This window comes from Saccharopolyspora erythraea (assembly GCF_018141105.1).
GTDB lineage: Bacteria > Actinomycetota > Actinomycetes > Mycobacteriales > Pseudonocardiaceae > Saccharopolyspora_D > Saccharopolyspora_D erythraea_A.
Genome location: NZ_CP054839.1, coordinates 1,709,649 through 1,732,910 on the forward strand (window position 1 = coordinate 1,709,649; position 23,262 = coordinate 1,732,910).

Annotated in this window: 23 protein-coding genes and 2 riboswitches; of the genes, 8 read left to right on the forward strand and 15 right to left on the reverse strand. The window is 71.0% G+C overall.

Annotation, left to right across the window (positions count from 1 at the left end; translation table 11 throughout):
* Positions 1 to 88: 88 nt before the first annotated feature.
* From HUO13_RS07895 to HUO13_RS07920, 6 genes are all read right to left on the reverse strand, one after another.
* A complete protein-coding gene (locus tag HUO13_RS07895) occupies positions 89 to 523 on the reverse strand; it encodes an SRPBCC family protein (protein ID WP_211900777.1) in 435 nt (144 codons plus the stop codon).
* Between the two features lie 44 nt (positions 524 to 567).
* Positions 568 to 1,401, reverse strand: coding sequence for a phosphoenolpyruvate hydrolase family protein (locus tag HUO13_RS07900; RefSeq protein WP_211902733.1), 834 nt, complete (start codon positions 1,399 to 1,401; stop codon positions 568 to 570).
* Positions 1,402 to 1,406: 5 nt separating this feature from the next.
* Positions 1,407 to 2,645 (reverse strand): Tm-1-like ATP-binding domain-containing protein, encoded by a 1,239-nt coding sequence (locus HUO13_RS07905; RefSeq protein WP_211900778.1) that lies wholly within the window; start codon positions 2,643 to 2,645, stop codon positions 1,407 to 1,409.
* A 133-nt stretch (positions 2,646 to 2,778) separates the two neighbouring features.
* Positions 2,779 to 3,120, reverse strand: a complete 342-nt coding sequence (locus HUO13_RS07910; protein ID WP_249124529.1) for a YbaB/EbfC family nucleoid-associated protein — start codon at positions 3,118 to 3,120, stop codon at positions 2,779 to 2,781.
* A gap of 156 nt (positions 3,121 to 3,276) precedes the next feature.
* The gene (locus HUO13_RS07915; RefSeq protein WP_211900779.1) at positions 3,277 to 3,432 is read right to left on the reverse strand and encodes a hypothetical protein; all 156 of its coding nucleotides are present in this window, start codon (positions 3,430 to 3,432) and stop codon (positions 3,277 to 3,279) included.
* A gap of 120 nt (positions 3,433 to 3,552) precedes the next feature.
* Positions 3,553 to 4,731, reverse strand: coding sequence for an acyl-CoA dehydrogenase family protein (locus HUO13_RS07920; RefSeq protein WP_211900780.1), 1,179 nt, complete (start codon positions 4,729 to 4,731; stop codon positions 3,553 to 3,555).
* Between the two features lie 139 nt (positions 4,732 to 4,870).
* Here HUO13_RS07920 and HUO13_RS07925 point away from each other — a divergent pair, with 139 nt between their 5' ends.
* The 5 genes from HUO13_RS07925 (at position 4,871) to HUO13_RS07945 (ending at position 10,917) form a co-directional block, all read left to right on the forward strand.
* Positions 4,871 to 5,533: a TetR/AcrR family transcriptional regulator gene (locus HUO13_RS07925; protein WP_211900781.1), complete on the forward strand. Its 663-nt coding sequence runs from the start codon at positions 4,871 to 4,873 to the stop codon at positions 5,531 to 5,533.
* 211 nt (positions 5,534 to 5,744) lie between these two features.
* A riboswitch (glycine riboswitch) is annotated at positions 5,745 to 5,837 on the forward strand.
* Position 5,838: 1 nt separating this feature from the next.
* Positions 5,839 to 5,943: riboswitch (glycine riboswitch) on the forward strand.
* A 118-nt stretch (positions 5,944 to 6,061) separates the two neighbouring features.
* Complete coding sequence (gene gcvT / locus HUO13_RS07930; RefSeq protein WP_211900782.1) at positions 6,062 to 7,165, forward strand: glycine cleavage system aminomethyltransferase GcvT; 1,104 nt, start codon at positions 6,062 to 6,064, stop codon at positions 7,163 to 7,165.
* 37 nt (positions 7,166 to 7,202) lie between these two features.
* Positions 7,203 to 8,483: a serine hydroxymethyltransferase gene (glyA, locus tag HUO13_RS07935; protein ID WP_211900783.1), complete on the forward strand. Its 1,281-nt coding sequence runs from the start codon at positions 7,203 to 7,205 to the stop codon at positions 8,481 to 8,483.
* Between the two features lie 278 nt (positions 8,484 to 8,761).
* Positions 8,762 to 10,153 (forward strand): amino acid permease, encoded by a 1,392-nt coding sequence (locus HUO13_RS07940; RefSeq protein ID WP_211900784.1) that lies wholly within the window; start codon positions 8,762 to 8,764, stop codon positions 10,151 to 10,153.
* Positions 10,154 to 10,365: 212 nt separating this feature from the next.
* Positions 10,366 to 10,917, forward strand: a complete 552-nt coding sequence (locus HUO13_RS07945) for a PH domain-containing protein (protein ID WP_211900785.1) — start codon at positions 10,366 to 10,368, stop codon at positions 10,915 to 10,917.
* An 8-nt stretch (positions 10,918 to 10,925) separates the two neighbouring features.
* On the opposite strand, the gene HUO13_RS07950 is transcribed toward HUO13_RS07945, so the two are convergent.
* The 5 genes from HUO13_RS07950 to HUO13_RS07970 all read right to left on the reverse strand — a co-directional run bounded on the left by HUO13_RS07950 (position 10,926) and on the right by HUO13_RS07970 (position 14,876).
* The gene (locus tag HUO13_RS07950; protein WP_211900786.1) at positions 10,926 to 11,201 is read right to left on the reverse strand and encodes a colicin immunity domain-containing protein; all 276 of its coding nucleotides are present in this window, start codon (positions 11,199 to 11,201) and stop codon (positions 10,926 to 10,928) included.
* A gap of 41 nt (positions 11,202 to 11,242) precedes the next feature.
* The gene (locus tag HUO13_RS07955; RefSeq protein ID WP_211900787.1) at positions 11,243 to 12,604 is read right to left on the reverse strand and encodes a colicin D domain-containing protein; all 1,362 of its coding nucleotides are present in this window, start codon (positions 12,602 to 12,604) and stop codon (positions 11,243 to 11,245) included.
* 3 nt (positions 12,605 to 12,607) lie between these two features.
* Positions 12,608 to 12,898 (reverse strand): WXG100 family type VII secretion target, encoded by a 291-nt coding sequence (locus HUO13_RS07960; RefSeq protein WP_249124530.1) that lies wholly within the window; start codon positions 12,896 to 12,898, stop codon positions 12,608 to 12,610.
* A 185-nt stretch (positions 12,899 to 13,083) separates the two neighbouring features.
* Positions 13,084 to 13,728: a response regulator gene (locus HUO13_RS07965; protein WP_211900789.1), complete on the reverse strand. Its 645-nt coding sequence runs from the start codon at positions 13,726 to 13,728 to the stop codon at positions 13,084 to 13,086.
* Positions 13,719 to 14,876 carry a sensor histidine kinase gene (locus HUO13_RS07970; protein ID WP_249124531.1) on the reverse strand — a complete coding sequence of 386 codons (1,158 nt, stop codon included), beginning with the start codon at positions 14,874 to 14,876 and terminating at the stop codon, positions 13,719 to 13,721. The genes HUO13_RS07965 and HUO13_RS07970 overlap by 10 nt, the downstream gene beginning before the upstream one ends.
* Before the next feature lie 179 nt (positions 14,877 to 15,055).
* Between HUO13_RS07970 and HUO13_RS07975 the strand changes: the two genes are divergently transcribed.
* Positions 15,056 to 15,703, forward strand: coding sequence for a DedA family protein (locus HUO13_RS07975; RefSeq protein ID WP_211900790.1), 648 nt, complete (start codon positions 15,056 to 15,058; stop codon positions 15,701 to 15,703).
* A gap of 98 nt (positions 15,704 to 15,801) precedes the next feature.
* On the opposite strand, the gene HUO13_RS07980 is transcribed toward HUO13_RS07975, so the two are convergent.
* Positions 15,802 to 17,478: a 2-isopropylmalate synthase gene (locus HUO13_RS07980; RefSeq protein WP_249125059.1), complete on the reverse strand. Its 1,677-nt coding sequence runs from the start codon at positions 17,476 to 17,478 to the stop codon at positions 15,802 to 15,804.
* Between the two features lie 244 nt (positions 17,479 to 17,722).
* On the opposite strand from HUO13_RS07980, the gene HUO13_RS07985 reads away from it, so the two are divergent.
* Entirely contained in the window at positions 17,723 to 18,409 is a 687-nt protein-coding gene (locus HUO13_RS07985; protein WP_211900792.1) for a FadR/GntR family transcriptional regulator, read from the forward strand.
* Positions 18,410 to 18,472: 63 nt separating this feature from the next.
* Here the strand turns inward: HUO13_RS07985 and HUO13_RS07990 are convergent, their stop codons facing one another.
* Positions 18,473 to 19,606: an MFS transporter gene (locus tag HUO13_RS07990; RefSeq protein WP_211902736.1), complete on the reverse strand. Its 1,134-nt coding sequence runs from the start codon at positions 19,604 to 19,606 to the stop codon at positions 18,473 to 18,475.
* Between the two features lie 180 nt (positions 19,607 to 19,786).
* Here HUO13_RS07990 and HUO13_RS07995 point away from each other — a divergent pair, with 180 nt between their 5' ends.
* A complete protein-coding gene (locus tag HUO13_RS07995; protein ID WP_211900793.1) occupies positions 19,787 to 20,677 on the forward strand; it encodes a LysR family transcriptional regulator in 891 nt (296 codons plus the stop codon).
* Positions 20,678 to 20,727: 50 nt separating this feature from the next.
* On the opposite strand, the gene HUO13_RS08000 is transcribed toward HUO13_RS07995, so the two are convergent.
* Both HUO13_RS08000 and HUO13_RS08005 read right to left on the reverse strand, forming a co-directional pair.
* On the reverse strand, positions 20,728 to 21,402 hold the full coding sequence (locus tag HUO13_RS08000; RefSeq protein WP_211900794.1) for a DedA family protein: 675 nt from the start codon (positions 21,400 to 21,402) through the stop codon (positions 20,728 to 20,730).
* A 202-nt stretch (positions 21,403 to 21,604) separates the two neighbouring features.
* Positions 21,605 to 22,903 carry a reverse transcriptase family protein gene (locus HUO13_RS08005; protein WP_249124533.1) on the reverse strand — a complete coding sequence of 433 codons (1,299 nt, stop codon included), beginning with the start codon at positions 22,901 to 22,903 and terminating at the stop codon, positions 21,605 to 21,607.
* Between the last annotated feature and the right edge of the window lie 359 nt (positions 22,904 to 23,262).

Below are 23,262 nucleotides of genomic sequence, written 5' to 3' on the forward strand. Positions count from 1 at the left end.
CGCGAAGCCGTCCGGCGAACGCGGCGGGCGCCGGTGGCGCACCCGCTGACCGGCTCAGAGCGGTGGGCAACGCCCGCGCGGGCCGCCGCTACGCGCCGTAGCGCTGCTGCAACGCCCTGAAACCGGCTCCGTAGACGTCGTTGCCGAACTTCTCGTCGAGCGAGGCTTCGTCGGCGGCCTCCGAGTCGTACTCGGAGTACCACTCGGCGAAGGTGTGCCCGCTGTCGGTGACCGGTGCGAGCCGGATCGTGGCGACGTAGCGGCGGACCGCGAACGGGCCCTCCAGCATCTCGTAGGTGCACGAGCGCCGGATGTCGTCGAGCACGCTCAGCCGCTCCCGGACCAGCGCACCGTCGGAGAGCGTCAGCGCGCGGACGCATCCGAGCCGAGCTTGGCCGCCTCCCTCGATCTCGCTCGCCGCGACCTCCGGGTGCCACCGCGGCAGGTCGTCGAACTCGCGCACCAGGCGCCACACCTCGTCGGCGGACGCCGGGATCACGGCGCTGGTGTAGGTCCGGGCCATCGTTCCTCCTCACCGGTACCGGCGGGACCGTCCCGCCGGAGAGCTCAGCGGTCGCGGATCTTCAGGTTCGTGAAGGCCCGGGTCTGCTCGGTCAGCGCGCGCTCGGCAGGCAGCCGCTCCATGCTGCTGGCGCCGTAGAAACCGTGGCAGCGCTCGGTGCGCGCGAGCACGTACTCGGCGTCCTCGGGCATCGAGATCGGGCCGCCGTGGCAGAGCACCAGCACGTCCTCGCGCACCTCCGCCGCCGCGGCCGACCACTCGTCGATGAGCGCCACGCAGTCGTCGAGGCTCTTGGCGGTCTCCGCGCCGATCGACCCGCCGGTGGTCAGGCCCATGTGGCAGACGATGACGTCGGCCCCCGCCCCGGTCATCGCCCGCGCGTCGTCGGCGGAGAAGACGTAGGGCGTGGTGAGCAGGTCGGCCTCGTGCGCGGCGGCGACCAGCTCGACCTCCAGCGCGTAGCTCATGCCGGTCTCCTCCAGGTTCGCCCGGAAGGTCCCGTCGATGAGGCCGACGGTCGGGAAGTTCTGGATGCCCGCGAACCCGAGGTCGCGCAGCTCCCGCAGGAAGCGGTCGCGCAGCATGAACGGGTCGGTGCCGTTGACCCCGGCCAGCACCGGGGTGCGGCGGACCACCGGCAGCACCTCGCGCGCCATCTCCACCACGATGTCGTTGGCGTTGCCGTAGGCCAGCAGCCCCGCCAGCGAACCGCGCCCGGCCATCCGGTAGCGGCCGGAGTTGTACAGGACGATCAGGTCGATCCCGCCGTCCTCCTCGCACTTGGCCGACAGTCCCGTCCCGGCACCGCCACCGATGATCGGCTCGCCGGCGGCCGCCTTCGCGCGCAGGCGCCGCACGAGCTCGGCCCGGTCCACCACTGGTGTCACTGCTGCTGTCCTTTCGGGCTCGTCCCGGCGGCGTCGAGCACCTCGTCGAACGCGGCGAGCACGGCGTCGGCGAACTCCGGGTCGTTGATGTTGTGCGGAACCCGGACGATGCGCCGGTCGCCGTCGTGGCGCAGCTCGGACTCCAGCACCTCGAACAGCACGCCGTCGGCGTCCGGGTCGTGGAACGGCTGCCCCGGCGCGTCGAGCAGCGAAACCCCGCCCTCCGGCAGCAGGAACCGCACCGGTCCCCGGCAGGCGTTGAGCTTCGCGGCGATGAACGAGCCGATCCCGCGGCACTCGTCCGGTGTGGTGCGCATCAGCGTCACCTGCGGGTTGTGCACGTAGAGGTTGCGGTCGCGGTAGCGCTCGGGGACGGTCTCCAGCGCGCCGAAGTTGACCATGTCAAGCGCGCCGCACGAGCCGACGTAGGGCACACCGGTGCGGGCGATGGCGTCGAGCCTGCCGTCCCCGGCGCTCATCACCCCGCCCGCGACCAGGTCGCAGACCTCGGTGGTGGTCAGGTCGAGCACGGCGCCGATCAGGCCGTCGTCGACGAGCTTCTCCATGGCCCGGCCGCCGGTGCCGGTCGCGTGGAACACCAGCGGGTCGTAGCGCGCCCCGAGTCTGCTCGCGACCTCGGTCACGCACGGGGTGGTCACCCCGAACATCGTCAGCGCGACCGCGGGCTTGTCCTCAGTGGACGGAATGTCGCCGGTCATCGCACCGGCGAGGGCGTGCGCGGCGTTTCCGAGAACGCGGCGGGAGATCCGGTTCAGCCCGGCTACGTCGGTGACCGACGGGAACATCGCGATGTCGGTGGCGTCCACGTAGGACGACACGTCGCCGGAGGCGACCGTGGAGACCATGACCTTGGGCACGCCCACCGGCAGCGCTCGCATCGCCGGCGTGCACAGCGCGGTGCCCCCGGAGCCGCCCAGGGCGATCACACCACCGACGGCGCGGCCTGCCAGGAACCGTTCGAGCGCGACGGCCATCGCGGTGACGGCGGTGCCGCGGTCGCCGGTGAACACCGCGGCGGCACCGTCCGGGTGATGCGCGGCGACCTCGACGTTTCCGACGTCGGCGGGCCTGGCGTCGGCGGTGCCGGTCTCCGGGCCCGAGGTGCTGACGTCGACGGTCACCACCGGCACGCCGCGCGCGGCGACGAGCCCGGCCACGTAGCCCAGCTCAGCACCCTTGGTGTCGAAGGTCCCGACGACGTAGGCGGTGTCCATGCGCACCCTCCGCGACTCGGTGATCGTCGTCGCGCGCGAGCCTACTGACGTCGGGAGCGCCGCACAGTCCATCGATCAAGCGATGGCGGCGGCTGCGGAGAGTGCTGGTGTCCGGCTGCGACGCCCGCCGCCGCTACTGCTCGAGGTCGTCGATGCGCTTCTGCGCGGCGGCGATGTCGTCGGCGACCGCGCCGATCGCCTTCTCGAACCCGGCGGTGATCTTGTCCAGCTCGGCGTCGAGCGCGTCGAACGCGCTGCCGCCCGCCGCGTGCAGCTTCGCCTTCAGGTCGTCCAGCGCCGAGTTCACCGCGTCGCGCACGAGCTCGCCCGCCGTCTCGTGGTCACCGGCGAAGAAGCCCGGCGCGAGCTCGACCCGCTCGACCCGCCCGTCGGCTCCGACCGCCACCTCGACCGCACCGTCCCCGGCCGCACCGCTGCCCTGGATCGCCATGCCCTGCATGCCCTGCTCCCCCACCACTTGCCTCCGGACGTCGTCGGGACGGTTGTTCCGCGCACCATCCCACACGCTTTCGCCGCCACGGCAACCCGACCGGTAGCCCGGAAGCGTGACGGCCGGCGGCCCCGGAACGCTGGGCTCCGGGACCACCGGCCGTCTGGGTGCGACCTCAGGTCAGTGGTGGCCCTTGCCGCCGCCGAACAACTTGTTCTTGACCTGGTCGATCTTGTGCTTGTTCTTCGGGTCCGAGGCGTACTTCTTGGCCCGGTTCAACGCCTGGCGCCCCTGCGGGCTCTTGGCGAAGTCGGCCACCTTCTTGAACAGCGACATCACGGCTCCTGCGATCTGGATCAGGTCGTGTCCAGGGTACCGCCACCGGGGTGCGCCACGCCGCTACCGATCCACCCACCCGGGCACGAACCGGTCATCTCACCCCACGCGGGCGCGCGGTCAGCCGAGCACGCCGCTGACCGAGGCGTGGCCCTTGAGGAGGTTGCGGGCGATGGTGCGGCGCTGGATCTCGTCGGTGCCCTCGAAGATCCGCAGCAGCCGCAGGTCCCGGTACCAGCGCTCGACCGGCAGCTCCCTGGTGTAGCCCATGCCGCCGTGGATCTGCATGACCCGGTCGACGATCTCGTTGGCCCGCACCCCGCCGTAGAGCTTGGCGATGGACTGCGCGTGCCGGGAGTCCATGCCCTGGTCGACCTGCCAGGCGGCCTGCAGCACCAGCCAGCGCAGCGCCTCGATCTCCACCGCCGAGTCGGCGATCATCCACTGGATGGCCTGCCGCTCGGCGATCGGCTCGCCGAAGGTCTCCCTGGACCTGGCGTAGTCCATGCCCATCTCCAGCAGCCGCTCGCAGTTGCCGAGCGCCCGCGCGGGCAGCAGGTAGCGGCCCCGGCCGATCCACTGCATCGCGAGCGCGAAGCCCTTTCCCCGCTCGCCGAGGATGTTGGCGTCGGGCACCCGCACGCCGTCGAACACCAGCGCGGCGGGCTGGCGCTCCCGCTCGCCCATGATCGCGATCGGCTCGGACTTCCAGCCCATGTCGCGGTCCACCAGGAAGCAGGTGACCCCGCCCGCGGCGCCCTTCTCCTTGTCGGTGACGGCGAAGACCATCGCGAAGTCGGCGTCGATGCCGCCGGTGATGAACGTCTTCTCGCCGTTGATCACCCACTCGTCGCCGTCCTTGTGGGCGGTGGCGCGGATGTTCCTGGCGTCGGACCCGGCACCCGGCTCGGTGATCGCGAAGCAGGACTTGCGCTCGCCGGAGATGGTCGGCAGCAGGTAGCGCTGCTTCTGCTCCTCGTTGGCGTGGTAGAGGATGTTGTCGGCGTAGCCGCCGAAGCGGAACGGCACGAAGGTGCGGCCGAGCTCGACCTCGATCAGGGCCGTCATGACCGCCGACAGGCCCATGCCGCCGTACTCCTCCGGCGTCTGCACGCCCCAGAACCCGGCCTGCTTCGCCTTCTGCTGGAGCTCGCCGAGCTCGGTCGTGGTCAGCCCCGCTTCACCGGCGCGTTCGCGACGCAGGACCTCCTGCTCCAGCGGCATCAGCTCCCGCTGCACGAAGTTGCGCACCCAGTCGCGGATGTCGCGTTCGGTGTCGGAGAGGGCGAAGTCGACCATCTGGGCTTCCTTTCCCGGGAACGGGGTGCCTGCCTGGCGCCCGCCCCGACTGGCGGGGCCGTAACTAACGACGTTAGTTTTGTGGCAGCCTAAGACCGCCCCGGCGACGGCCGCAAGAGGCGACCCTTGGAGACCGACCGTGCCCAGACCCAGCAATCCCCTGCTTTCCGCCGACCGGATCCGCCGGGCCGGGCTGGAGATCATCGACGCGCGGGGACTGGAGGGCCTGTCGATGCGCGGGCTCGCCGACGAGCTCGGGGTCAAGGCGTCCTCGCTCTACAACCACGTGCCCGCCAAGGAGCAGCTGCTCCAGGAGATCGCCGACGACGTCACCGCCTCGGTCGACGTCTCCGGTTTCGAGGCCGGCTGGCCGACCGGCATCCGGACCTGGGCCCGCTCCTACCGCGCCGCTCTGACCGCGCACCCGAACCTGGTGCCCTACATCGCCTACGGTCCCGCGCGGCGCGAGGCGGCGCTGCGCCGCGCCGACGCCGTGCACGGCGGGCTGACCAGGGCGGGATGGCCGCAGCGCTACGCGACAATGATCGGCGCGTCGACGAAGTACCTGGTCGTGGGCTCGGCGATGGGGTCGTTCTCGGCCGGGTTCGTCGACGACGCCGAGGTCTACGACGAGCGCTTCCCGCACCTGGACCGCGCGCACCTGCTGCGCGGGCACGCCGCCGAGATCGACAACGACAGCTTCGAGCTGGCCCTGGCGGCCCTCATCGACGGGCTGCACCGCCTGTACCACGACCTCGTCGGCGCGGACGGCCCGCGGGAGCGGGACCGGACGGAAGGCTGAGCCGGACGGCGTAGCCGAGACGGCTCGTGAGCTGGACCAGATGGCGGTCGATCAGCAGGGCCACATGACGGTCCGAGAGCTGGGCCGGACGCGGGGTCAGGGTGGTGCCGAGAACGTTCCCGGCACCGAGATCACTCCGGCGTCCGGTTGACTGGGACACCCCGTCTACGTAGCGTCCTCGGCCAGAACGACAACCGAAAACCGCAGCCGACGACGTCGTGCGGGAGAGTCCTCACCAGGGGTGAGGCGCCGAAGGAGCAATACTCCCCGCCAAACTCTCAGGCCCAGTCACCGCGCGGCACCAGGCTGAACACGGAGAAAAGCAGGGGCGCGCGAGCGCCTCTCGCCCAAGGTGCAAGCCGCGCGTTCCGGCGCGGTGAAACTCTCAGGCCAATGACTCCGGGGAGACCGCCGACCAGCGCATGCCCGCGCGGGTCGCAGTCGAGCGGGCCCGGATAAGGTTGAGGCCGAAGTGAGCGGCCCGGCACTCGACTGCCGACCGGCGCCCACCAGGAGGAGTTCCGCACCATGTCGTCGCCCCGGCTGACACCCCTGCACGAGATCCACGAAGCGCTCGGCGCCACCTTCACCGAGTTCGCCGGCTGGCGGATGCCGCTGCGCTACTCGGGCGACGCGGCCGAGCACAACGCGGTGCGCACCGCCGCCGGCCTGTTCGACCTGACCCACATGGGCGAAATCCGCATCAGCGGTCCGCAGGCGCCAGAGGCCCTGGACTACGCGCTGGTGGCCAACGCGTCGGCCATCACCGTCGGCCGGGCCCGCTACACCATGATCTGCAACGCCGAGGGCGGCGTCCTCGACGACCTGATCGTCTACCGGCTGGGCGAGCAGGAATACCTGGTGGTGGCCAACGCCGCCAACGCCGCGGTGGTCTCGGCCGAGCTGGCCGAGCGGGTCGCCCGGTTCGAGGCGAGCCACGAGGACGTCTCCGACGACTACGCGCTCATCGCCGTGCAGGGCCCGAAGGCGGTGGACATCCTCGCGCCGCTGACCAGCACGGACCTGAGCACGGTCAAGTACTACGCCGGCTACCGCAGCGAGGTCGCGGGCGCGGACGTCATGCTCGCCCGCACCGGCTACACCGGCGAGGACGGCTTCGAGCTGTTCACCTCCCCCGACGACGCCCCCGCCGTGTGGCAGGCGCTGGCCGACTCCGGCGCCGAGCACGGGCTGCGCCCGGCCGGGCTGTCCTGCCGCGACACGCTGCGGCTTGAGGCGGGCATGCCGCTGTACGGCAACGAGCTGTCGGCGGAGCTGACGCCGTTCCACGCCAACCTCGGCCGGGTCGTCAAGCTCGACAAGCCCGGCGACTTCGTGGGCAAGGCGCCGCTGGCCGCGGCCGCCGAGAAGCCCACCGAGCGGACCCTGGTCGGCCTGCGGTGCGACCAGCGCCGCTCCCCCCGCCACGGCTACCGGGTGCTCGACGCCGGCGGAGCCGAGATCGGCGTCGTCACCAGCGGCGCGCCCTCCCCGACCCTGGGCCACCCGATCGCGATGGCCTACGTCGACCGGGAGCACGCCGAGCCCGGCACCGCCCTGCAGGTCGACATCCGCGGCACGGCCGTCCCGGTAGAGGTCGTCGCACTGCCCTTCTACCGCCGCAACGCCTGACCAGCCACCGAAGCCGAGATCCAACAGGAGGCAAAACATGTCGACACCCGGACAGTTCAACAGCGAGCTCTCCGTCGTGGACCCCGAGGTGGCTGCGGCGGTGGGTGCCGAGCTGGGTCGTCAGCAGACGACGCTGGAGATGATCGCTTCGGAGAACTTCGCGCCGCAGGCGGTGTTGCAGGCGCAGGGGTCGGTTCTGACCAACAAGTACGCCGAGGGGTATCCGGGCAAGCGCTACTACGGTGGCTGCGAGCACGTCGATGTCGTCGAGCAGCTGGCCATCGACCGGGTCAAGGAGCTGTTCGGCGCCTCGTTCGCCAACGTGCAGCCGCACTCGGGTGCGCAGGCCAACGCCGCGGCGATGTTCGCGCTGCTCAAGCCCGGTGACACGATCATGGGCCTGGACCTGGCCCACGGCGGGCACCTCACGCACGGGATGCGGATCAACTTCTCCGGCAAGCTCTACAACGTGGTGCCCTACCACGTCCGCGACGACGACCACCGCGTCGACATGGACGAGGTCGCCCGGCTGGCCCGCGAGCACCAGCCGCGGATGATCATCGCGGGCTGGTCGGCCTACCCGCGTCAGCTGGACTTCGCACGGTTCCGCGAGATCGCCGACGAGGTCGGGGCCTACCTGATGGTCGACATGGCCCACTTCGCCGGGCTGGTGGCCGCGGGGCTGCACCCGAACCCGGTGCCGCACGCGCACGTGGTCACCACCACCACGCACAAGACCCTCGGCGGCCCGCGCGGCGGGGTCATCCTGTCCGGCGACGAGGAGTTCACCAAGAAGTTCAACTCGGCGGTGTTCCCCGGCCAGCAGGGCGGTCCGCTGGAGCACGTGATCGCGGGCAAGGCGGTGCTGTTCAAGCTCGCCGCCGGTGAGGAGTTCCGCGACCGGCAGCGGCGCACCCTGGAAGGCGCGAAGATCCTGGCCGAGCGGCTGCTGGCCGACGACGCGGCCAAGGCCGGGGTCCGGCTGGTCTCCGGTGGCACCGACGTGCACCTGGTGCTGGTGGACCTGCGGGACTCCGAGCTGGACGGCAAGCAGGCCGAGGACCGGCTGCACGAGATCGGGATCACGGTCAACCGCAACGCCGTGCCCAACGACCCGCGCCCGCCGATGGTGACCTCCGGCCTGCGCATCGGCACCCCGGCACTGGCCACCCGCGGCTTCGGCAAGACCGAGTTCACCGAGGTCGCCGACATCATCGCCGAAGCACTCTCGCCGGAGTTCGACGAGGCCACCAGCGCCAAGCTGCGCGCCCGGGTCGAGGCGCTGGCCGCCGGCTTCCCCCTCTACCCCAACCTGTAAACGCACGACCACACGAAGCCGCATTCCGTCCGATTCCGGACGAAATGCGGCTTCGTGCCGTCCACAGTGGCGTCCCCCTTTCGGCCACATTTCGAAAAAGGCTTACCCGAAAACGCATTCCTCCCTTGCGGGCCCCAGCGCGATAGCCCAATATCTCCGCAAGCCCGGCGCGTCCCGGGACGTGCCGCGTGCCGGTGAACCGCCCGCGCGCCGCACCGACCGCGCTGGAGAACAGCAACGGCTTCCACGAGAAGCTCGGTTCGAAGGAGTTCGTTTCAATGTCGGAGCCAGTGGCCGAGGAGTACCGGAAGGATCTGAGTACCCGGCACATCAACATGATCGCGATCGGTGGTGCGATCGGTGTCGGGTTGTTCCTCGGTTCGGGCAAGGCGCTCAACCAGGTCGGGCCCGGTCTGATCCTCATCTACGCCGTCGCGGGCCTGATGATCTTCTTCGTGATGCGGGCGCTGGGCGAGCTGCTGATGTACCGGCCGGTGTCCGGCTCGTTCGCCGAGTACGCCGGGGAGTTCGTCGGACCGTGGGCGCGGTTCGCCACCGGCTGGGGCTACTGGCTGGTGTGGATCGTGACCGGCATGGCCGAGATCACCGCGGTGGGCGAGTACTTCCAGTTCTGGTTCCCCCAGGTCCCGCAGTGGATTCCCGCGCTGGGCGCGCTGATCGTGCTCTCGGGGGTCAACCTGATCGCGGTCAAGCTCTTCGGCGAGTTCGAGTTCTGGTTCGCCCTGGTCAAGGTCGTGGCCATCGTCGGACTGATCGTGCTGGCCGCGGCCATCCTGGTCTTCGGGTTCTCCGACGTCGGCGACACCGCGGCGGTGTCGAACCTGTGGGCCCACGGCGGGATGTTCCCCAACGGCTCGACCCAGGCACTGCTGTCGTTCCAGATCGTGATGTTCGCCTTCATCGGCGTGGAGATGGTCGGCCAGACCGCCAGCGAAAGCGCGAACCCGAAGAAGGTGCTGCCCCGCGCGGTCAACTCCATCATGTTGCGCATCCTGATCTTCTACGTCGGCGCGCTGGCCGCGCTGTGCGCGCTGGTGCCATGGAACCAGTTCCCCGCCGACGGCAGCCCGTTCGTGCACGCCTTCACCCTGATCGGCATCCCCGCCGCGGCCGGCGTGGTCAACTTCGTGGTCACCACAGCCGCGCTGTCCTCGTGCAACTCCGGCATCTACTCGACCGGACGGATGCTGCGCACCCTGTCCCAGGACGGCCAGGCCCCGCGAGCGGTCTCCAAGCTCAGCTCCCGCGCCGTACCCGCACGAGCGATCGCGGTCACCTTCGTGGCCATGCTCATCGGCGTCGTGCTCAACTACTTCGTGCCCGAGCAGGCCTTCACCTACATCACCAGCGCCTCCACCGTGGGAGCGATCTTCACCTGGGGCATGATCCTCATCGCCCACCTCGGCTACCGCCGCAAGGTCGCCACCGGCACCCTGCCCGCGGGCACCTTCCGCATGCCCCTGGCCCCCTACTCCAACTACGTCGTCCTGGCCTTCCTCGCCCTGGTCGTCGTCCTGCTCGCCTTCGACGCCGAAACCCGCATCGCCCTCTACATCACCCCGGTGCTGGCCGTGGCGATGGTCGTGGGCTACCTGGTGGCCCGCAACAAGCAGCAGTCCCCCGCACCGGCTGACCAGGTGACCAGGTAACCCGGGTGCAGCGAGTCCTTCGGGTCGCTGTGGCAACCCGAAGGACTCACGGGCCTTGGCGCCGATTCGGCCCGAAGCGTCCACTGCGGACCGGCTGTCCTCTGAGGACAGCCGGTCCGGTCGCGGGCTGACAGCTTTGCCGGATATCTCGCGGACGAAAAGTGACGACAACAATCTGGTCACCACCTCCGTCCTGCGGGAGAATCCCCTTCATGCCGCCGCACACCGACATGCTGGTCATCACCCGCAGTGCGGCCGAAGAGCGGCGTGTGCAGCGGTCGTCGCTGATCAGCATCATGTGCCTGCTGCTGAGCTCGGCGCTGTGCGCCACGTTGACGGTGGGCTGGCTGATCGGGACCATCGTGGGAATTCCCGGTCTTTTCGCGTTTCTCCCGCTTTTGGCCTCGGTGCTCGGCCTCTACGTGACGTGGACCGAGATCCGGATGCGCAGGCTCAACCGCGCGATGCGCAACCTCCAGCTTGCGCTCACCTCCAAGGGCGTGGCCTACCGCTCGTGCGCGGGAACCTTCTTCGCACCCTGGTCCGCGGTGCGCGAGATCCGCTTCCGCCGCCACCTGGGCACCGCCTTCGTGGTGGTCGACGCCCTGGACTGGGGAGGCCCGGCCGCCGAGGTCGGCAGGCTCAACCGCCTCGGCCGCGTGGGCAGGCTCGCCCTGCCGCTGCCCGGCAGCGGCGTGGACACCGGCCAGGTCTGGCGGTCGGTGTACTACCTCAGCGACGGCGCCGTGCAGGTGCGCAGCTGAGGCGGGGTTCAGGTCGCGCCAGCCTCAAGCCGTGTCAGAGCCTGGGCGGCGCGCTGGTGGAGCTGGTCGTCGTCGAGATCTTCGTCGTCGCGAAGACTTGGATCGGCGACGTATTCGTCGCAATCCAGGAACAACTCGTTGAGGATCTCGTACACAGGTTCTGGGAAGTGGCGAGTCGCGGACTTGAACATCGACATGTACTGCGCCTGGAAGCGGGGCGCCGAGAGCGCGCCAACCTTGAACGCATGGATGAGCCCGACGTAGTCGGCGACATCATTGCTCATGCTCCACTCCCGCGAGCCGCGCGCTACCGACGACGGCAGCATCATAACTTGCCCCTGCTCAACACATTGGTCAGCTGATCGGGGTTGAGACGCCAGCCGCTCAGGAACTCGCCCCCGGGCTTCTGCATCACGAACAGTCCTGTGTTCCTGTCCACCTGGAAGAACACCGGTTGGCCGCGGTACGTGCCGGCCATGCGTTCAAGGTCGGGCCGCTGTGTGAAGTCGCGGACCGCCTTTTCGAACTCGTCGAAAGCTTCCTTGCCGCGAGGCTTGTCGACTCCGAAGTCGGGCGCATGCCGGTCGTACTTCTTCTCGGTCTGCGTCCGATCGTGCTTCAGCTCGGGTGGTTTCGACTGCCCGGTGCCGGTCGTGTTGCCGACACCGGTCGCCTCCGCCTGGGACACGTTGGGATCAGGGGTGTTGTTGATGGCGGCCGTGAGCGCGCCGGCGGCTTCTGCTGCGGCTACGACACCGACAGCTCCGCCAATGGCGATGACGGCTTGTCCGACCACCACCGCCATCCGCGCAGCGGCCGCGTCGAGCACGGCGGCTCCGGCTGCGCCGCCGACGGTGCCACCGCCGGCAGGCGTGGTCAACAGGGAACCGACGAGGGCGATCCCGGCGACCGCGGCCAGTTCCAGACTGGTTTCCTCGACGATGTCGCCGATCTTGTTCCGGGTGTGCTCGACCTCGATGGCGTAGTCGCCGCAACCCTGCGCCAACGCGTCGCACACGCGCGGCAACGCGGCCAGCAGCGTTCCGTCGCCACCCGCGACGCGCTTCCAGAAGTCCTCCAGCGCGTCGAGGTCTTCGGCGATGTTGTTGCTCGCAAGCGACAGCAGCTTGGCGTGCAGGTCGTCACCGATCTCCACCAGTGCGTCCCGTGCTCCGGCGAACGCTCCCGCGGTGTCGTGCATCTTGTCGACGTGACCGTTGGGGTAGTACGGGTTCACCCAGTCCGAGATCACCGCCAGCAGGTTCCCGTCCCCGTCGCCCAGGATCGGAGCCGGTTCGGCGGCGGCGGGACAAGTGTCCGGCCACAGCGGTGGGAACTCCCCGCCCGGTGCGTGGCCTGCCGCGTCCGCGTCGGCCCGGCGGTGGTTCTCCGCGGACTCGGCCAGTCCGCGCGCGATACCGCCGAGCACGCCGTGCAGGCGGACCATGCCGTCCACCACGCTTCGGGCGGCCGGGGTGTAGGTTTCAGCGAACCTCTGCGCCGGCTCGTCGTTGCCCGCCGCACCGCTGAGGTCGCCTAGGGCCTGAGTGAGCGCCTGGTAGGCCCGCATGACGCGGTTCTGCCCGTCGGCGAAGGTCCGGGCAACCTCGTAGTAGTCCTCCGGGCGCACGTCGACCGGCATCGCCGGGCCGGGATCGGGCGGCGGTGCCAGCGAGGTCGGGCTCATGGCTCAGACCTGCCAGATCTTCGAGTTGGCGCGGACCGCCGAGGCCTGGTTCCCGTGCGCGGTCACCAGCAGCCGGTGCATCTCGCGCACGTTCTCGCGCATCCCGGCCACCGCCGCGTCCCACTCGTCCTGCGCCGCGCGGTACGCGTCGGCAGCCTCGCCACTCCAGTTGCCGAGCAGCCGCGCGACGTAGCCTTCGAGTTCGTTCAGGTTGGTGTCGATCTCGTCGACCATCCGCCGAAGCGAGTCTTCTCCTTCTTCCAGAGCGCGGAAGTCCACCGCGATCTGATCCACCCGTTCACTCCCCAGTACACCGCCGCAGTACGGCATGGCCGACCGGCCGCCGAAATCTCACACACTCCGGCTGTATCCACAACCGCTTCCGCGGAGGTCACATGCGAAGCCACCCGGGAGCACCAACGCGCTCCGGGCGTTTCGGGCACAACGGGTACTCGGCGAAGGGCTTCCGGGACGGCTGCTCAACCCTCCAGGTAGCGCAGCACGGCCAGGACGCGGCGGCTGTAGCCGGTCAGGTGCGCCAGGCCGAGCTTGTCGAAGATCGAGTTCACGTGCTTCTCCACCGCGCTCTGCGACACGTGCAGGTGCTGGGCGATGCCGGCGTTGGTGCGGCCCTGCGCCATGTGGTCGAGCACGTCGCGCTCCCGCGCGGTGAGCCTGCCGAGGGGGTCCTCGCGGGCGCTGCGGGCCACGAGCTGGCGCACCACCTCCGGGTCGAACGCCGCTCCTCCGGTCGCGACCCGCTCCAGCGCCTCCAGGAAGTCGTCGACCTGCAGCACCCGGTCCTTGAGCAGGTAGCCGACCGACTCCGAGCCGTCGCCGAGCAGTTCCACCGCGTAGCGCTTCTCCACGTACTGCGACAGCACCAGCACGCCGATCCGGTTCCAGCGCCGCCGGATCTCCAGCGCGGCCCGCAGTCCTTCGTCGGTGTGCGTCGGCGGCATGCGCACGTCGACCACCGCCACGTCCGGCTCGTGCTCGGCCACCGCCTCCAGCAGAGCCGTGCCGTCGCCGACGGCGGCGACGACGTCGTGGCCTTCCTCGGTGAGCAGCCGCAGCAGGCCCTCGCGCAGCAGCGTCGAGTCGTCGGCCAGGATCACGCGCATGGCAGCTCCGCGGTGATGGTGGTGGGCCCGCCTGACGGGCTGCGCACGGCGAACCGCCCGTCGAGCCCGGCGACCCGGCGGGCGAGTCCGGACAGACCCGCGCCGTCCGGGAGCGCACCGCCCATGCCGTCGTCGGTCACGCGCACCACGATGCCACCGTCCTCCCGCTCCAGTTCGACCACGACCGTGGCCGCACCGGAATGCTTGGCCGCGTTGGTCACCGATTCCGACACCACGAAGTACGCCGCCGCCTCGACCGCGGCGGGCGGCCGCAGGTGCAGGCGGTAGCGCAGCTCGACCGGCACCGCGGCACGCGCGGCGACGGTCTCCAGCGCCGCGTGCAACCCCTCGGCGTCCAGCGCCGACGGGTAGACCCGCCAGCTCACCTCGCGCAGGTCGTGCAGCACCTGCTGCGACTCCTCGTGCGCCTGCCGCAGCAGCTCGGCCGCCCGCGGGCCATCCCCGGCCCGGCGCGCCCGCCCGATCAGCATGCCCAGCGCGACCATCCGCTGCTGCACCCCGTCGTGCAGGTCCCGCTCGATGCGCCTGCGTTCGGCGTCGATCTCGGCGACGACATCGGCCCGCGAGGTCGCGAGCTCCGCGACCCTGCGCCGCAACAGCTCCTCCCGGTCCGAACCGAGGAAGTGCTGCGCGACCGCCCGGTCGATCGCGGCGACTCCCCACAACCCGGCCAGCCCGAGGAACAGCATCACCGTCCCGAAGACCACCAGCCAGGCGGTGCGCAGCAGCTTGCCGCGCGTGGAGAAGTCGTGGGTCCACAGCTCGACGAGGATGACCGGGCTGCCGACGAACCCGTAGAGCACCAGCGCGAGCACGAACCCGCCCAGCATTCCCACCAGGGAGCGCATGACGAGGTATTCCACCGCGCGGGGCGGGTCGGTCTCGGAGCCGGTGGCGGTCGCGGAGAACCGCAGCAGCCGCCACCGCTCCACCTCGACGAGGCGAAGCGCCAGGGCGTCCAGCACGGCGGGACCGCGGTGCCGGGATCGGCGCCACAACCGCAGCACCGGTCGCAGGACCGTCGCGCACAGCACGTAACCGAACTCGGCGGAGGCGGTCAGCGCTCCGATCAGGAGTCCGGCCGCGACCCTCGGCAGGCTCGCCGCCCATTCCCGGATCTGGCGCACGACGCGAGATTACAAGCCGAGCCGCCCTGCGGTTTTTCACACCCCGCGGCCTGCGGAAGACCTCCGCGCAATTCCGTGGAAAGCCGCATGGTTCGCGGGCCTCGCCATTCCTAGTTTCGAAAACGTCCCGGTGTCGCGGCCTTTTCCATGGTCGCCCGACGTATTCGGAGTTCTCGAAGATGATTTTCCCGACCCAGGCCGCCGCCGAACCAGCGGGTGGCCTCGCCGGCTGGATCGCCGACGTCATGGCCGCGCTGGGCGGCCCAGGCGCCGGCCTGGTGGTCGCGCTGGAGAACCTGTTCCCGCCGATCCCCAGCGAACTGGTGCTGCCACTGGCGGGCTTCGCCGCGAGCCAGGGCAGCATGAACCTGGTCGGCGCGATCCTGTGGACCACGCTGGGTTCCCTGGTCGGTGCCGTAGTCCTGTACTACCTCGGCGCGCTGCTCGGCCGGGACCGCACGCGAGCCATCGCCGCGAAACTGCCGCTGGTCAAGACCGGCGACATCGACAAGGCCGAGGCGTGGTTCGCCCGGCACGGCGTCAAGGCGGTGTTCGCCGGCCGGATGGTCCCGATCGTGCGCAGCTTCATCTCGCTGCCCGCCGGGGTGGAGCGGATGTCCATGCCGGTGTTCCTGGCGTTCACCGCGCTCGGCAGCCTGGTCTGGAACACCGCGCTGGTGCTGGCGGGCTACCTGCTCGGGCGGAGCTGGTGGATCGTCGAGGGCTACGTCGGGGTGTTCCAGAAGGTCGTGATCGTCGCCGCGGTGGTGGCGGTCGTCTGGTTCGTCGCGGCCCGGCTGCGCAGGGGCCGGCGGGTGCGCACGTGACCGTCGCTCGGAGCCGTCGGTCACGCACATGAACGGTGCATTCCCGGGTGAAGCCCGTGGGGCCGGGACACGGTGGGCGCGTCCCGGCCCCACTGGGCTCAACGCGCGATGGTCGCCGAGTTCGCCGCGCCGAGCACCGCGGCGAGGCTGGCGGCGATCACCGAGTCGTCGATGCCGACCGCCCACCTCGTGGTGGTGCCCATGCGGTGCTCCAGGTAGGTCGCGGCGCGCGCCCGGTCTCCCGTGCCGACGGACTGCTGGACCAGGTTGACGATCTGCACGTCCCGTCCGTGTTCGGCGAGCATCCGCACCAGAGCCGACACCGCGCCGTCGGCGATCACCTCGTGGGCGGCCGGCTCGCCGTCGACCTCCAGGGTGGCGCACAGCCGGTCACCGTCCGGGCCGTGCTCGATCGACCACTCCTCGAGCCCCACCGCGCCGGGAGCCAGGTACTCCGCGGCGAACAGCTCCCAGAGCGTCGCCGCGTCGGCCTCGGTGCCGGTTTCGTCGGTGTGGCGCTGCACAACGCGCGAGAAGTCGCGCTGGAGCCCGCGCGGCAGGTCGAGCTGGTGCTCGGACTGCATGACGTGGGCGATCCCGCCCTTGCCGGACTGGCTGTTGACGCGGATGACGGCCTCGTAGTCGCGGCCGATGTCCTTCGGGTCGATCGGCAGGTACGGCACCTCCCACGGAGCCTGCCGCTCCGGGACTCCTGCTCGCGCGGCGGACTCGGCGTGGCGCTGGAATCCCTTGCGGATCGCGTCCTGGTGGGTGCCCGAGAACGCGGTGTGCACGTACTCGCCGACGTAGGGGTGGCGCTCGTGGATCCCGATGCGGTTGCAGTGCTCGACGGTCCCGCGCACCGCGTCGATGCCGGAGAAGTCGATCATCGGGTCCACGCCCTGCGCGTACAGGTTCAGCGCCAGCGTGACCAGGTCGACGTTGCCGGTCCGCTCGCCGTTGCCGAACAGGCACCCCTCGACCCGCTGCGCGCCGGCCAGCACCGCCAGCTCCGCGCACGCGACGCCGGTGCCGCGGTCGTTGTGCGGATGCACGGACAGGATCACGTGCTCGCGCCGCGCGAGGTGGCGGTGCATGTGCTCGATCTGGTCGGCGTAGACGTTGGGCGTGGCGACCTCGACGGTCGCCGGGAGGTTGACGATGACCGGGCGCCCCGGCCCGGCCTGCCACAGCTCGGTGACCGAGTCGCAGACCTCGATGGCGAACTCCGGCTCGGTCTGGTTGAACACCTCGGGTGAGAACTCGAAGCGCACTCCTTCCCGCCCGTCGGCGCACCTCAACACGTCCTGCGCGGCGGTGCGGATCATGTCGCGGAGCTCATCGCGGCCGGAGCGCAGGACGACGTCGCGCCAGACCGGCGCGGTCGCCGTGTACATGTGCACGATGACGCGGTCGAGGCCCTCGATGGCCTCGAAGGTGCGCTCGATCAGGTCGCGACGCGCAGGGGTGAACACCGAGACGGTCACGTCGTCGGGCACCAGGTCGGAGTTCGCGAGCATGCGGACGAAGTCGAAGTCGGTCTGCGAAGCCGACGGGTAACCGACCTCGATCTCCTTGTACCCGATGCGCACGAGCATCTCGAAGAAGCGGCGCTTGCGGGCGGGGTCCATCGGTTCGGGCAGCGCCTGGTTGCCGTCACGCAGGTCGACCGGCACCCACAGCGGGGCTTCGGTGATGCGGTTGGCGGGCCAGGTCCGTTCGACCGCGGGCACTGGCACGCGGTCGAAAACATCGCGGTAGCGCTGGTGCGGCATGCCGGAGGGGCGCTGCGGGTTCCACGCGGGAGTCGCGTGCTGCGGGGACTTCACGGGGTGACCTTTCGGGAGAGAGCCGGACGACGGACCGGCGTGCGCGACCTCCCCGCAGCAGGTCGCCGGCCCGTCAGCCCCTGCCGCGGCGAGTAAGCTCGCCCCGCATCAGCCACCAGGTCGTCATCCGCATGGCGATCAACCTATAACAACTCAGGTCCTCAGACAACCTAGTAACCGGAGGAACAACGTGCCGCCCCTGCGTCGCAACCCGCTCTCGGGCCAGGCCACCCAGGCGATGATGGAACTGATCACGGGCGGTCAGTGGCCGCTGGGCCGCAAGATTCCCAGCGAGACCGCGCTGGCCGCCGAGTTCGGCATCGGCCGCTCGACGGTGCGGGAAGCACTGCGCGAGCTGGCGGTGCGCGGGCTGCTGGAGGCCCGGCAGGGCTCCGGGGTCTTCGTCGTGGGGACCGAACCCGTCGAGGAGTGGTCGCTGCTCGTGCGCAGGGCCGAGATCCGCGAGGTCGTGGAGGGCCGCATCGCGGTCGAGGCCGAGGCCGCCCGCCTCGCCGCCGCCAAGCACACCGCCGACGACATGCGCGCCATCGAGGCCGCCAACGGTGCCCGCCAGGCCGCGGGCGACGGCTCGTCGGAGGCCTTCGTCGACGCCGACATCGCCTTCCACCGCGCCGTCGTCGAGGCCGCCCGGAACTCCGTGATCACCGGTCTGTTCGTCTCGCTGACCCCGCGCGTGCGGGAGGCGATGCTCGACGTGGTGGCGGTGGTCGAGGACTCCGGCGAGCCGCGCCCGGTCGACCGCACCGAGCACCAGGCGATCGTCAACGCCATCGCAGACCGCGACGCCGACCGTGCCGCACGCGTCACCCGCGGACACCTCGGAAAGGTGCTCGGCTACCTGGACGAGCCGCACTGACCAGTTTCCCTTGCAGAGCAAGGGTTTTCCGCCCGCCGGGTCGAGGCCAGCCGCCTGGGTGCTTCAGAACTTCCCGGACGCTGGAGCCTTTCCCAGCGCCGCGACGGCGAGGGCTGCGAGCGCCAGTGCGCCGCCGACGTGCATCACCGCGCCGACTCCCGCAGTGTCCATGACCTGTCCGCCCACCAGCGCACCGAGCGCGATGACCGCGTTGAAGACGCCGACGAACAACGCCGACCCCGCCTCCCGCGCCTCGGGCACCGAGGCCAGTACCCAGGTCTGCGTGCTGACGGACACGCCACCGTAGGCGAGGCCCCACACGACCAGCAGTCCACCGGCGGCCAGGGCCGATGTGCCGATCAGCGGGACCAGCAGCAGGGTCACCGCCAGCACCGCGCTGATGACCACCAGCGTCGTACGCGGAGAACGCGCCGAACCCGCGCCCGCGGCGAAGTTGCCCAGCACACCGGCGATGCCGTACGCCAGCAGCAGGGTGCCGATCATGCCGGCGCCGACACCGGACAGCTCCTCCAGCGCCGGCCGCACGTAGGTGTAGGCGGCGAAGTGCGCGGTGACGACCAGCCCGACCAGCACCAGTCCGGTACGCATCCGCGGGTTGCGGACCAGCGCCAGCACACCCCGCAGCGCCATCGCCTGCTCCGCGGGCAGCTTCGGCAGCAGCACCAGCATCGCGACCACGACGACCGACGCCAGCGCACCGATGACGACGAACGCGGCCCGCCAGCCGGCGAGGTCCCCCGCGTAGGTACCGGCGGGCACACCGAGCACCGACGCCACCGCGATGCCGCTGAACACCAGCGACGTCGCAGCTCCCACCGATCGGGAGGGCACCAGCCGCACCGCGATCCCGGCCGCGATGGCCCACACCGCCCCCATGCCGACGCCGACCAGCACGCGCGCCACGACCATGACCGCGAAGCCCGGCGACCAGGCGGCGAGCAGGTTCGCCGCCGCCAGCAACGACATCAGCGCCACGAGCACCGCCCGGCGGTCGAACCGGCCGAGCACCGGCGTCAGCAGTGGCGCGGACACCGCGGCGACCAGGCCCGTGATCGTCAGCGTCAGCCCCGCGGTCCCCTCGCTGACGCCCAGCGCGGCCCCGATCGGCGTGAGCAGGCCGACCGGCAGCATCTCGGAGGTGACGACCGTGAACGTCCCGAGCGCGACGGCGACCACGCCCAGCCATCCCCGCGCCACCGAAGGTCGCCGTGCCGGTGCCCCGCCTGCTGTTTCCGCAAGTTTCCCCATGCCCGCAAGGCAACCCCTCGCGGTGCGCGGGAACAACAGCGGATCGCTGAACCTTGCATTAGGCGGACTGATCGATGCGTCGGCCCGCACCACTGGAGGAGAAGACCCTTGGAACGCCTGGAGATCCGCGAGCTGGAGTGCTTCCTCGTGCTCGCCGAGGAACTGCACTTCGGCCGCACCGGTGAGCGGCTCTACGTCTCGCAGGGCCGGGTGAGCCAGCTCCTGCGCTCACTGGAGAGGCGGATCGGGGGCGGTCTGGTCGAACGCAGCAGTCGCCGGGTGCGGCTGACCCCGCTCGGCGAACGCTTCCTGACCGGTCTCCGCCCCGCCTACCGCGAGCTGTCCGACGCGGTGGCCGACGCGGTGGCCGACGCGCGCGGCTTCGAGGGCGAGCTGCGCATCGGTTTCCAGGGCACCGCCGACGAGCGGGTCACCGACGCCATCGACCTGTTCCAGCGAAGGCATCCGGGTTGCGTCACCGAGATCGTGGAGATCCCGCTGTGCGACCCGTTCGGGCCGGTGCGAAGCGCGGAGGTCGACGTCGCGGTGGTACTGCTGCCCGTCGACGAACCCGGACTCGTGCTCGGGACGGTGTTCTCCGCGCACCAGCAGACCCTCGCGATCCCGGCCCGCCACCCGATGTCGGACCGCGCCACCCTGTGCGCCGAGGACCTCGCCGAGCTGCCGCTGATCGGGTTCGGTGGGCCGGCTCCCGAGTACTGGCGGCGTGCGCAGGCTCCCGTGTCCACGCCCGGTGGGCGGCCGGTACCCGCCGGGCCGGCCGTCCGCTCGCTGCAGGAAGGGCTGACCCTGGTGGCCGCCGGTCGCGGTGCGATGCTCCTGTGCCGCCCGACCGCGTCCTCCTACAACCGCAGCAACATCCGGTTCGTGCCGGTGACCGGGCTGCCCGCGTCGCGGCTGGGGCTGGTCTGGCACCGCGACCACGAGACCGCGCGGAGCCGGGCGTTCGCCCGGGCCCTCACCGACGCCGCGGCGTGAGGCCCGTCCGACGCCCCGGTCAAGCTGAGACGGAGCAGGCCGACGCCCGGTCAGGCCACCGCCTCGACGTCCTCCGGCTCGCCCGGCGGCTGCTGCTGGGCGGCGGCCTCGAGCTTGCGGGCGCGCGAACGCCTCCACAGCCACACGCCCACCCCGGCCAGGACCAGCGCGCCGAGCACGATCCCACTGGCGCGGCCGAGCACCTGCTCGATGTACTTGGCCGACGCCCCCGCACCCCAGCCGATGCCCACGTGCATGAACGACCACGCGGCGGCACCGATCAGCGACGTGACCAGGAAACGCCCGTAGCCGAGCCCGCTGACCCCGGCGGCGGCCGGGGTCATGGTGCGGGCGAAAGGCAGGAAGCGGCCGACGAGCACCGCGCCGACGCCGTACTTGCGGACCAGTCCGCTGGCCCGGTCCCAGCGGTGCTGCCCGAGCTTGCGGATGGCCTTGGTCTCGCGGATCCGGAAGCCGTAGCGGCGACCGAGCCAGTAGCCGATGCTGTCGCCGGTCGCCGCGCACAGCGCGACCGTCGCCGACAGGGTGAGGAAGAACGGCAGGTCGGTCACCGCGGCCGAGGCGATGAGCAGCCCGCTCTCGCCCGGCACCAGGAATCCCAGGCCCAGCGTGCACTCGCCGAGCACAAGGGCACCGGTGACCAGCACCAGGAGCGGTCGTGGCAACCCGGCGACAGCCGCCAGGAAGTCGCTGATGAAGGTCACTGGTCTCTCTCCTACGCGCTGATCGGCAACGGGCGTCACGCTACCGACCCCGGCGCGCCCGCAGGTCCGGAACGCCCCTTGCTCCGACCCTGGAACCCGGACCGGGGAGCTGGGGGATGGCCCTTACCCGGAAAGCAGCGGAGCGGGACCGCGGTTTTGCCGATGTATTCCCGTATTTGCCGTTCAACGCGAAGAGTGTCGCTCACCAGCGGATGCGGTCGAACAGCTCCGTGAGCTTGCGCGCTCGGCCCGGGTGGTTGATCCCCACCCACGCGATGCGGCCGAGCAGGTGCGACCGGAAGTCCGGGTGCGCCTCGTGGTTCTGGGCCTGCGGCCCGGTCCGGGCGCAGTTGTGCAGCAGCGCCCGCAGCGCGTCGTACTCGGCGCGCGGCGCCACCGCGCGCCCGTCGTTGACGACCAGCCCGGCGATGCGCTGGCGCTGGTGCGGCGCGAGCACGCGGGTCTTGCTCTGGCGCAGCCGCAGACCCTCCGCGCGCACGATCGCGGTGACACCGCGCAGCAAAGCCGCCACCGGAAGTCGCCGGTCGCCGGAGAAAGCGAGGTCGTCGGCGTAGCGGGTGTAGGTCGCGCCGAGCGTGCTCGCGTACGCCTCGATCCTGCGGTCGAGCCGGTGCATGAGCGCGTTGGCCAGCGCGGGTGAGCTCGGCGCGCCCTGCGGGACGTGCGCGGCGGCGAGCCTGCCGAGCAGCCGGCGCCGGGCGTCCACTTCGGACCCCGGGACACGCGGCGCGGCGGCCAGCACGTCCTGCGGGGTGGCCGTGGTCAGCAGGCCGGCGATGGCCCCCGCGACCGCGTCGGGATATCCGGCGGCGCGCATCGCGCGGCTGATCCGCGTGAACGTCAACGAAGCGAAGAAGCCCTCCACGTCCACCCGCACCAGGAAGTGCCGCCCGGCGTGCTCGGCGGCGCAGGTGGCGGCCGAACGACCGCGACGGAAACCGTGGGCGGCCTCGTGCACCGGCATCGCCTCGACGACGTGGCGGGTGATGCGGCGCTGCAGTTCGGCCAGGCGCGCTTTCGGCTGTTCGACCAGGCGGATTCCACCGCTGCGGGTGTGCATCCAGCGGCAACGGTAGTGGCGCAGCGGCGGGTGCGAGTGGCGCAGCCATCCGCCGCGGTCGGCGAACCACATCAGCTCGCCGACGTCGAGGTCGAGGCCGTGGGCGAGCTGTTCGGCGGTGTGCCAGCGGGCGACCGGCCACCGCCACCCCGGGGAGAGTTCGACCTCCAACGCGGGACTCGGCGTCTTCGGCAGCGCGGCGGTCAGTTCCGGCACCGCCAGGAGGAGCGCCAGAAGCTCCTCTGCCGACTCCGGCGGTTCGGGCACGTGGGCGAGCAGCGTCCACGCGAAGGCGTCCGATGCCCCGTCGTCGCGGCGGAAGTGCCGCAGGAGCGCCGCGGCGAGCTGCGGCTGCGACCAGGCGTCGGCGTCGACGGCGGTCTCGGCGAGCGCACGCAGCGCCACGTCCTGCCAGATCACCACTTCTCCATCGCCGTCCGGAGTGCGGTGGCGCGGCGGCGACCCGATCTGCGTTCCCCGGCGCGCGGACAGACGCGGCAGCGTCTCCCAGTGGCGCGTCGGACGCCGTGCTCGACTGTGGTGGTACTCCCCGAGGTTGCCTCGGAGCGATGCCCGCCCGGCACCGGACGCCTCGGCGTCCGGCAGCGGACCCGCACCCGCTCGCCGCCCGCACCACCGCACTGGCCCGACAGGCTACCTGCCTGCGCAAGACCGCGGTGGCACAACGGCGGACATCGAGTTCCCGGCCGCCCCGCCGGCACACGAACGGCCGGTCTTCTCCGCTGTGCGCGGGAGGACCGGCCGTTGCGGGGTTTGCT

Coding starts and splice junctions, on each gene's coding strand:
- HUO13_RS07955 (WP_211900787.1), bottom strand. CDS start 12,604: ATGAGCCCGACCTCGCTGGCACCGCCGCCCGATCCCGGCCCGGCGATG.
- HUO13_RS07980 (WP_249125059.1), bottom strand. CDS start 17,478: ATGCCGCACCAGCGCTACCGCGATGTTTTCGACCGCGTGCCAGTGCCC.
- HUO13_RS07915 (WP_211900779.1), bottom strand. CDS start 3,432: ATGTCGCTGTTCAAGAAGGTGGCCGACTTCGCCAAGAGCCCGCAGGGG.
- gcvT (WP_211900782.1), top strand. CDS start 6,062: ATGTCGTCGCCCCGGCTGACACCCCTGCACGAGATCCACGAAGCGCTC.
- HUO13_RS07965 (WP_211900789.1), bottom strand. CDS start 13,728: ATGCGCGTGATCCTGGCCGACGACTCGACGCTGCTGCGCGAGGGCCTG.
- glyA (WP_211900783.1), top strand. CDS start 7,203: ATGTCGACACCCGGACAGTTCAACAGCGAGCTCTCCGTCGTGGACCCC.
- HUO13_RS07945 (WP_211900785.1), top strand. CDS start 10,366: ATGCCGCCGCACACCGACATGCTGGTCATCACCCGCAGTGCGGCCGAA.
- HUO13_RS07975 (WP_211900790.1), top strand. CDS start 15,056: ATGATTTTCCCGACCCAGGCCGCCGCCGAACCAGCGGGTGGCCTCGCC.
- HUO13_RS07950 (WP_211900786.1), bottom strand. CDS start 11,201: ATGAGCAATGATGTCGCCGACTACGTCGGGCTCATCCATGCGTTCAAG.
- HUO13_RS07940 (WP_211900784.1), top strand. CDS start 8,762: ATGTCGGAGCCAGTGGCCGAGGAGTACCGGAAGGATCTGAGTACCCGG.
- HUO13_RS07895 (WP_211900777.1), bottom strand. CDS start 523: ATGGCCCGGACCTACACCAGCGCCGTGATCCCGGCGTCCGCCGACGAG.
- HUO13_RS07920 (WP_211900780.1), bottom strand. CDS start 4,731: ATGGTCGACTTCGCCCTCTCCGACACCGAACGCGACATCCGCGACTGG.
- HUO13_RS07905 (WP_211900778.1), bottom strand. CDS start 2,645: ATGGACACCGCCTACGTCGTCGGGACCTTCGACACCAAGGGTGCTGAG.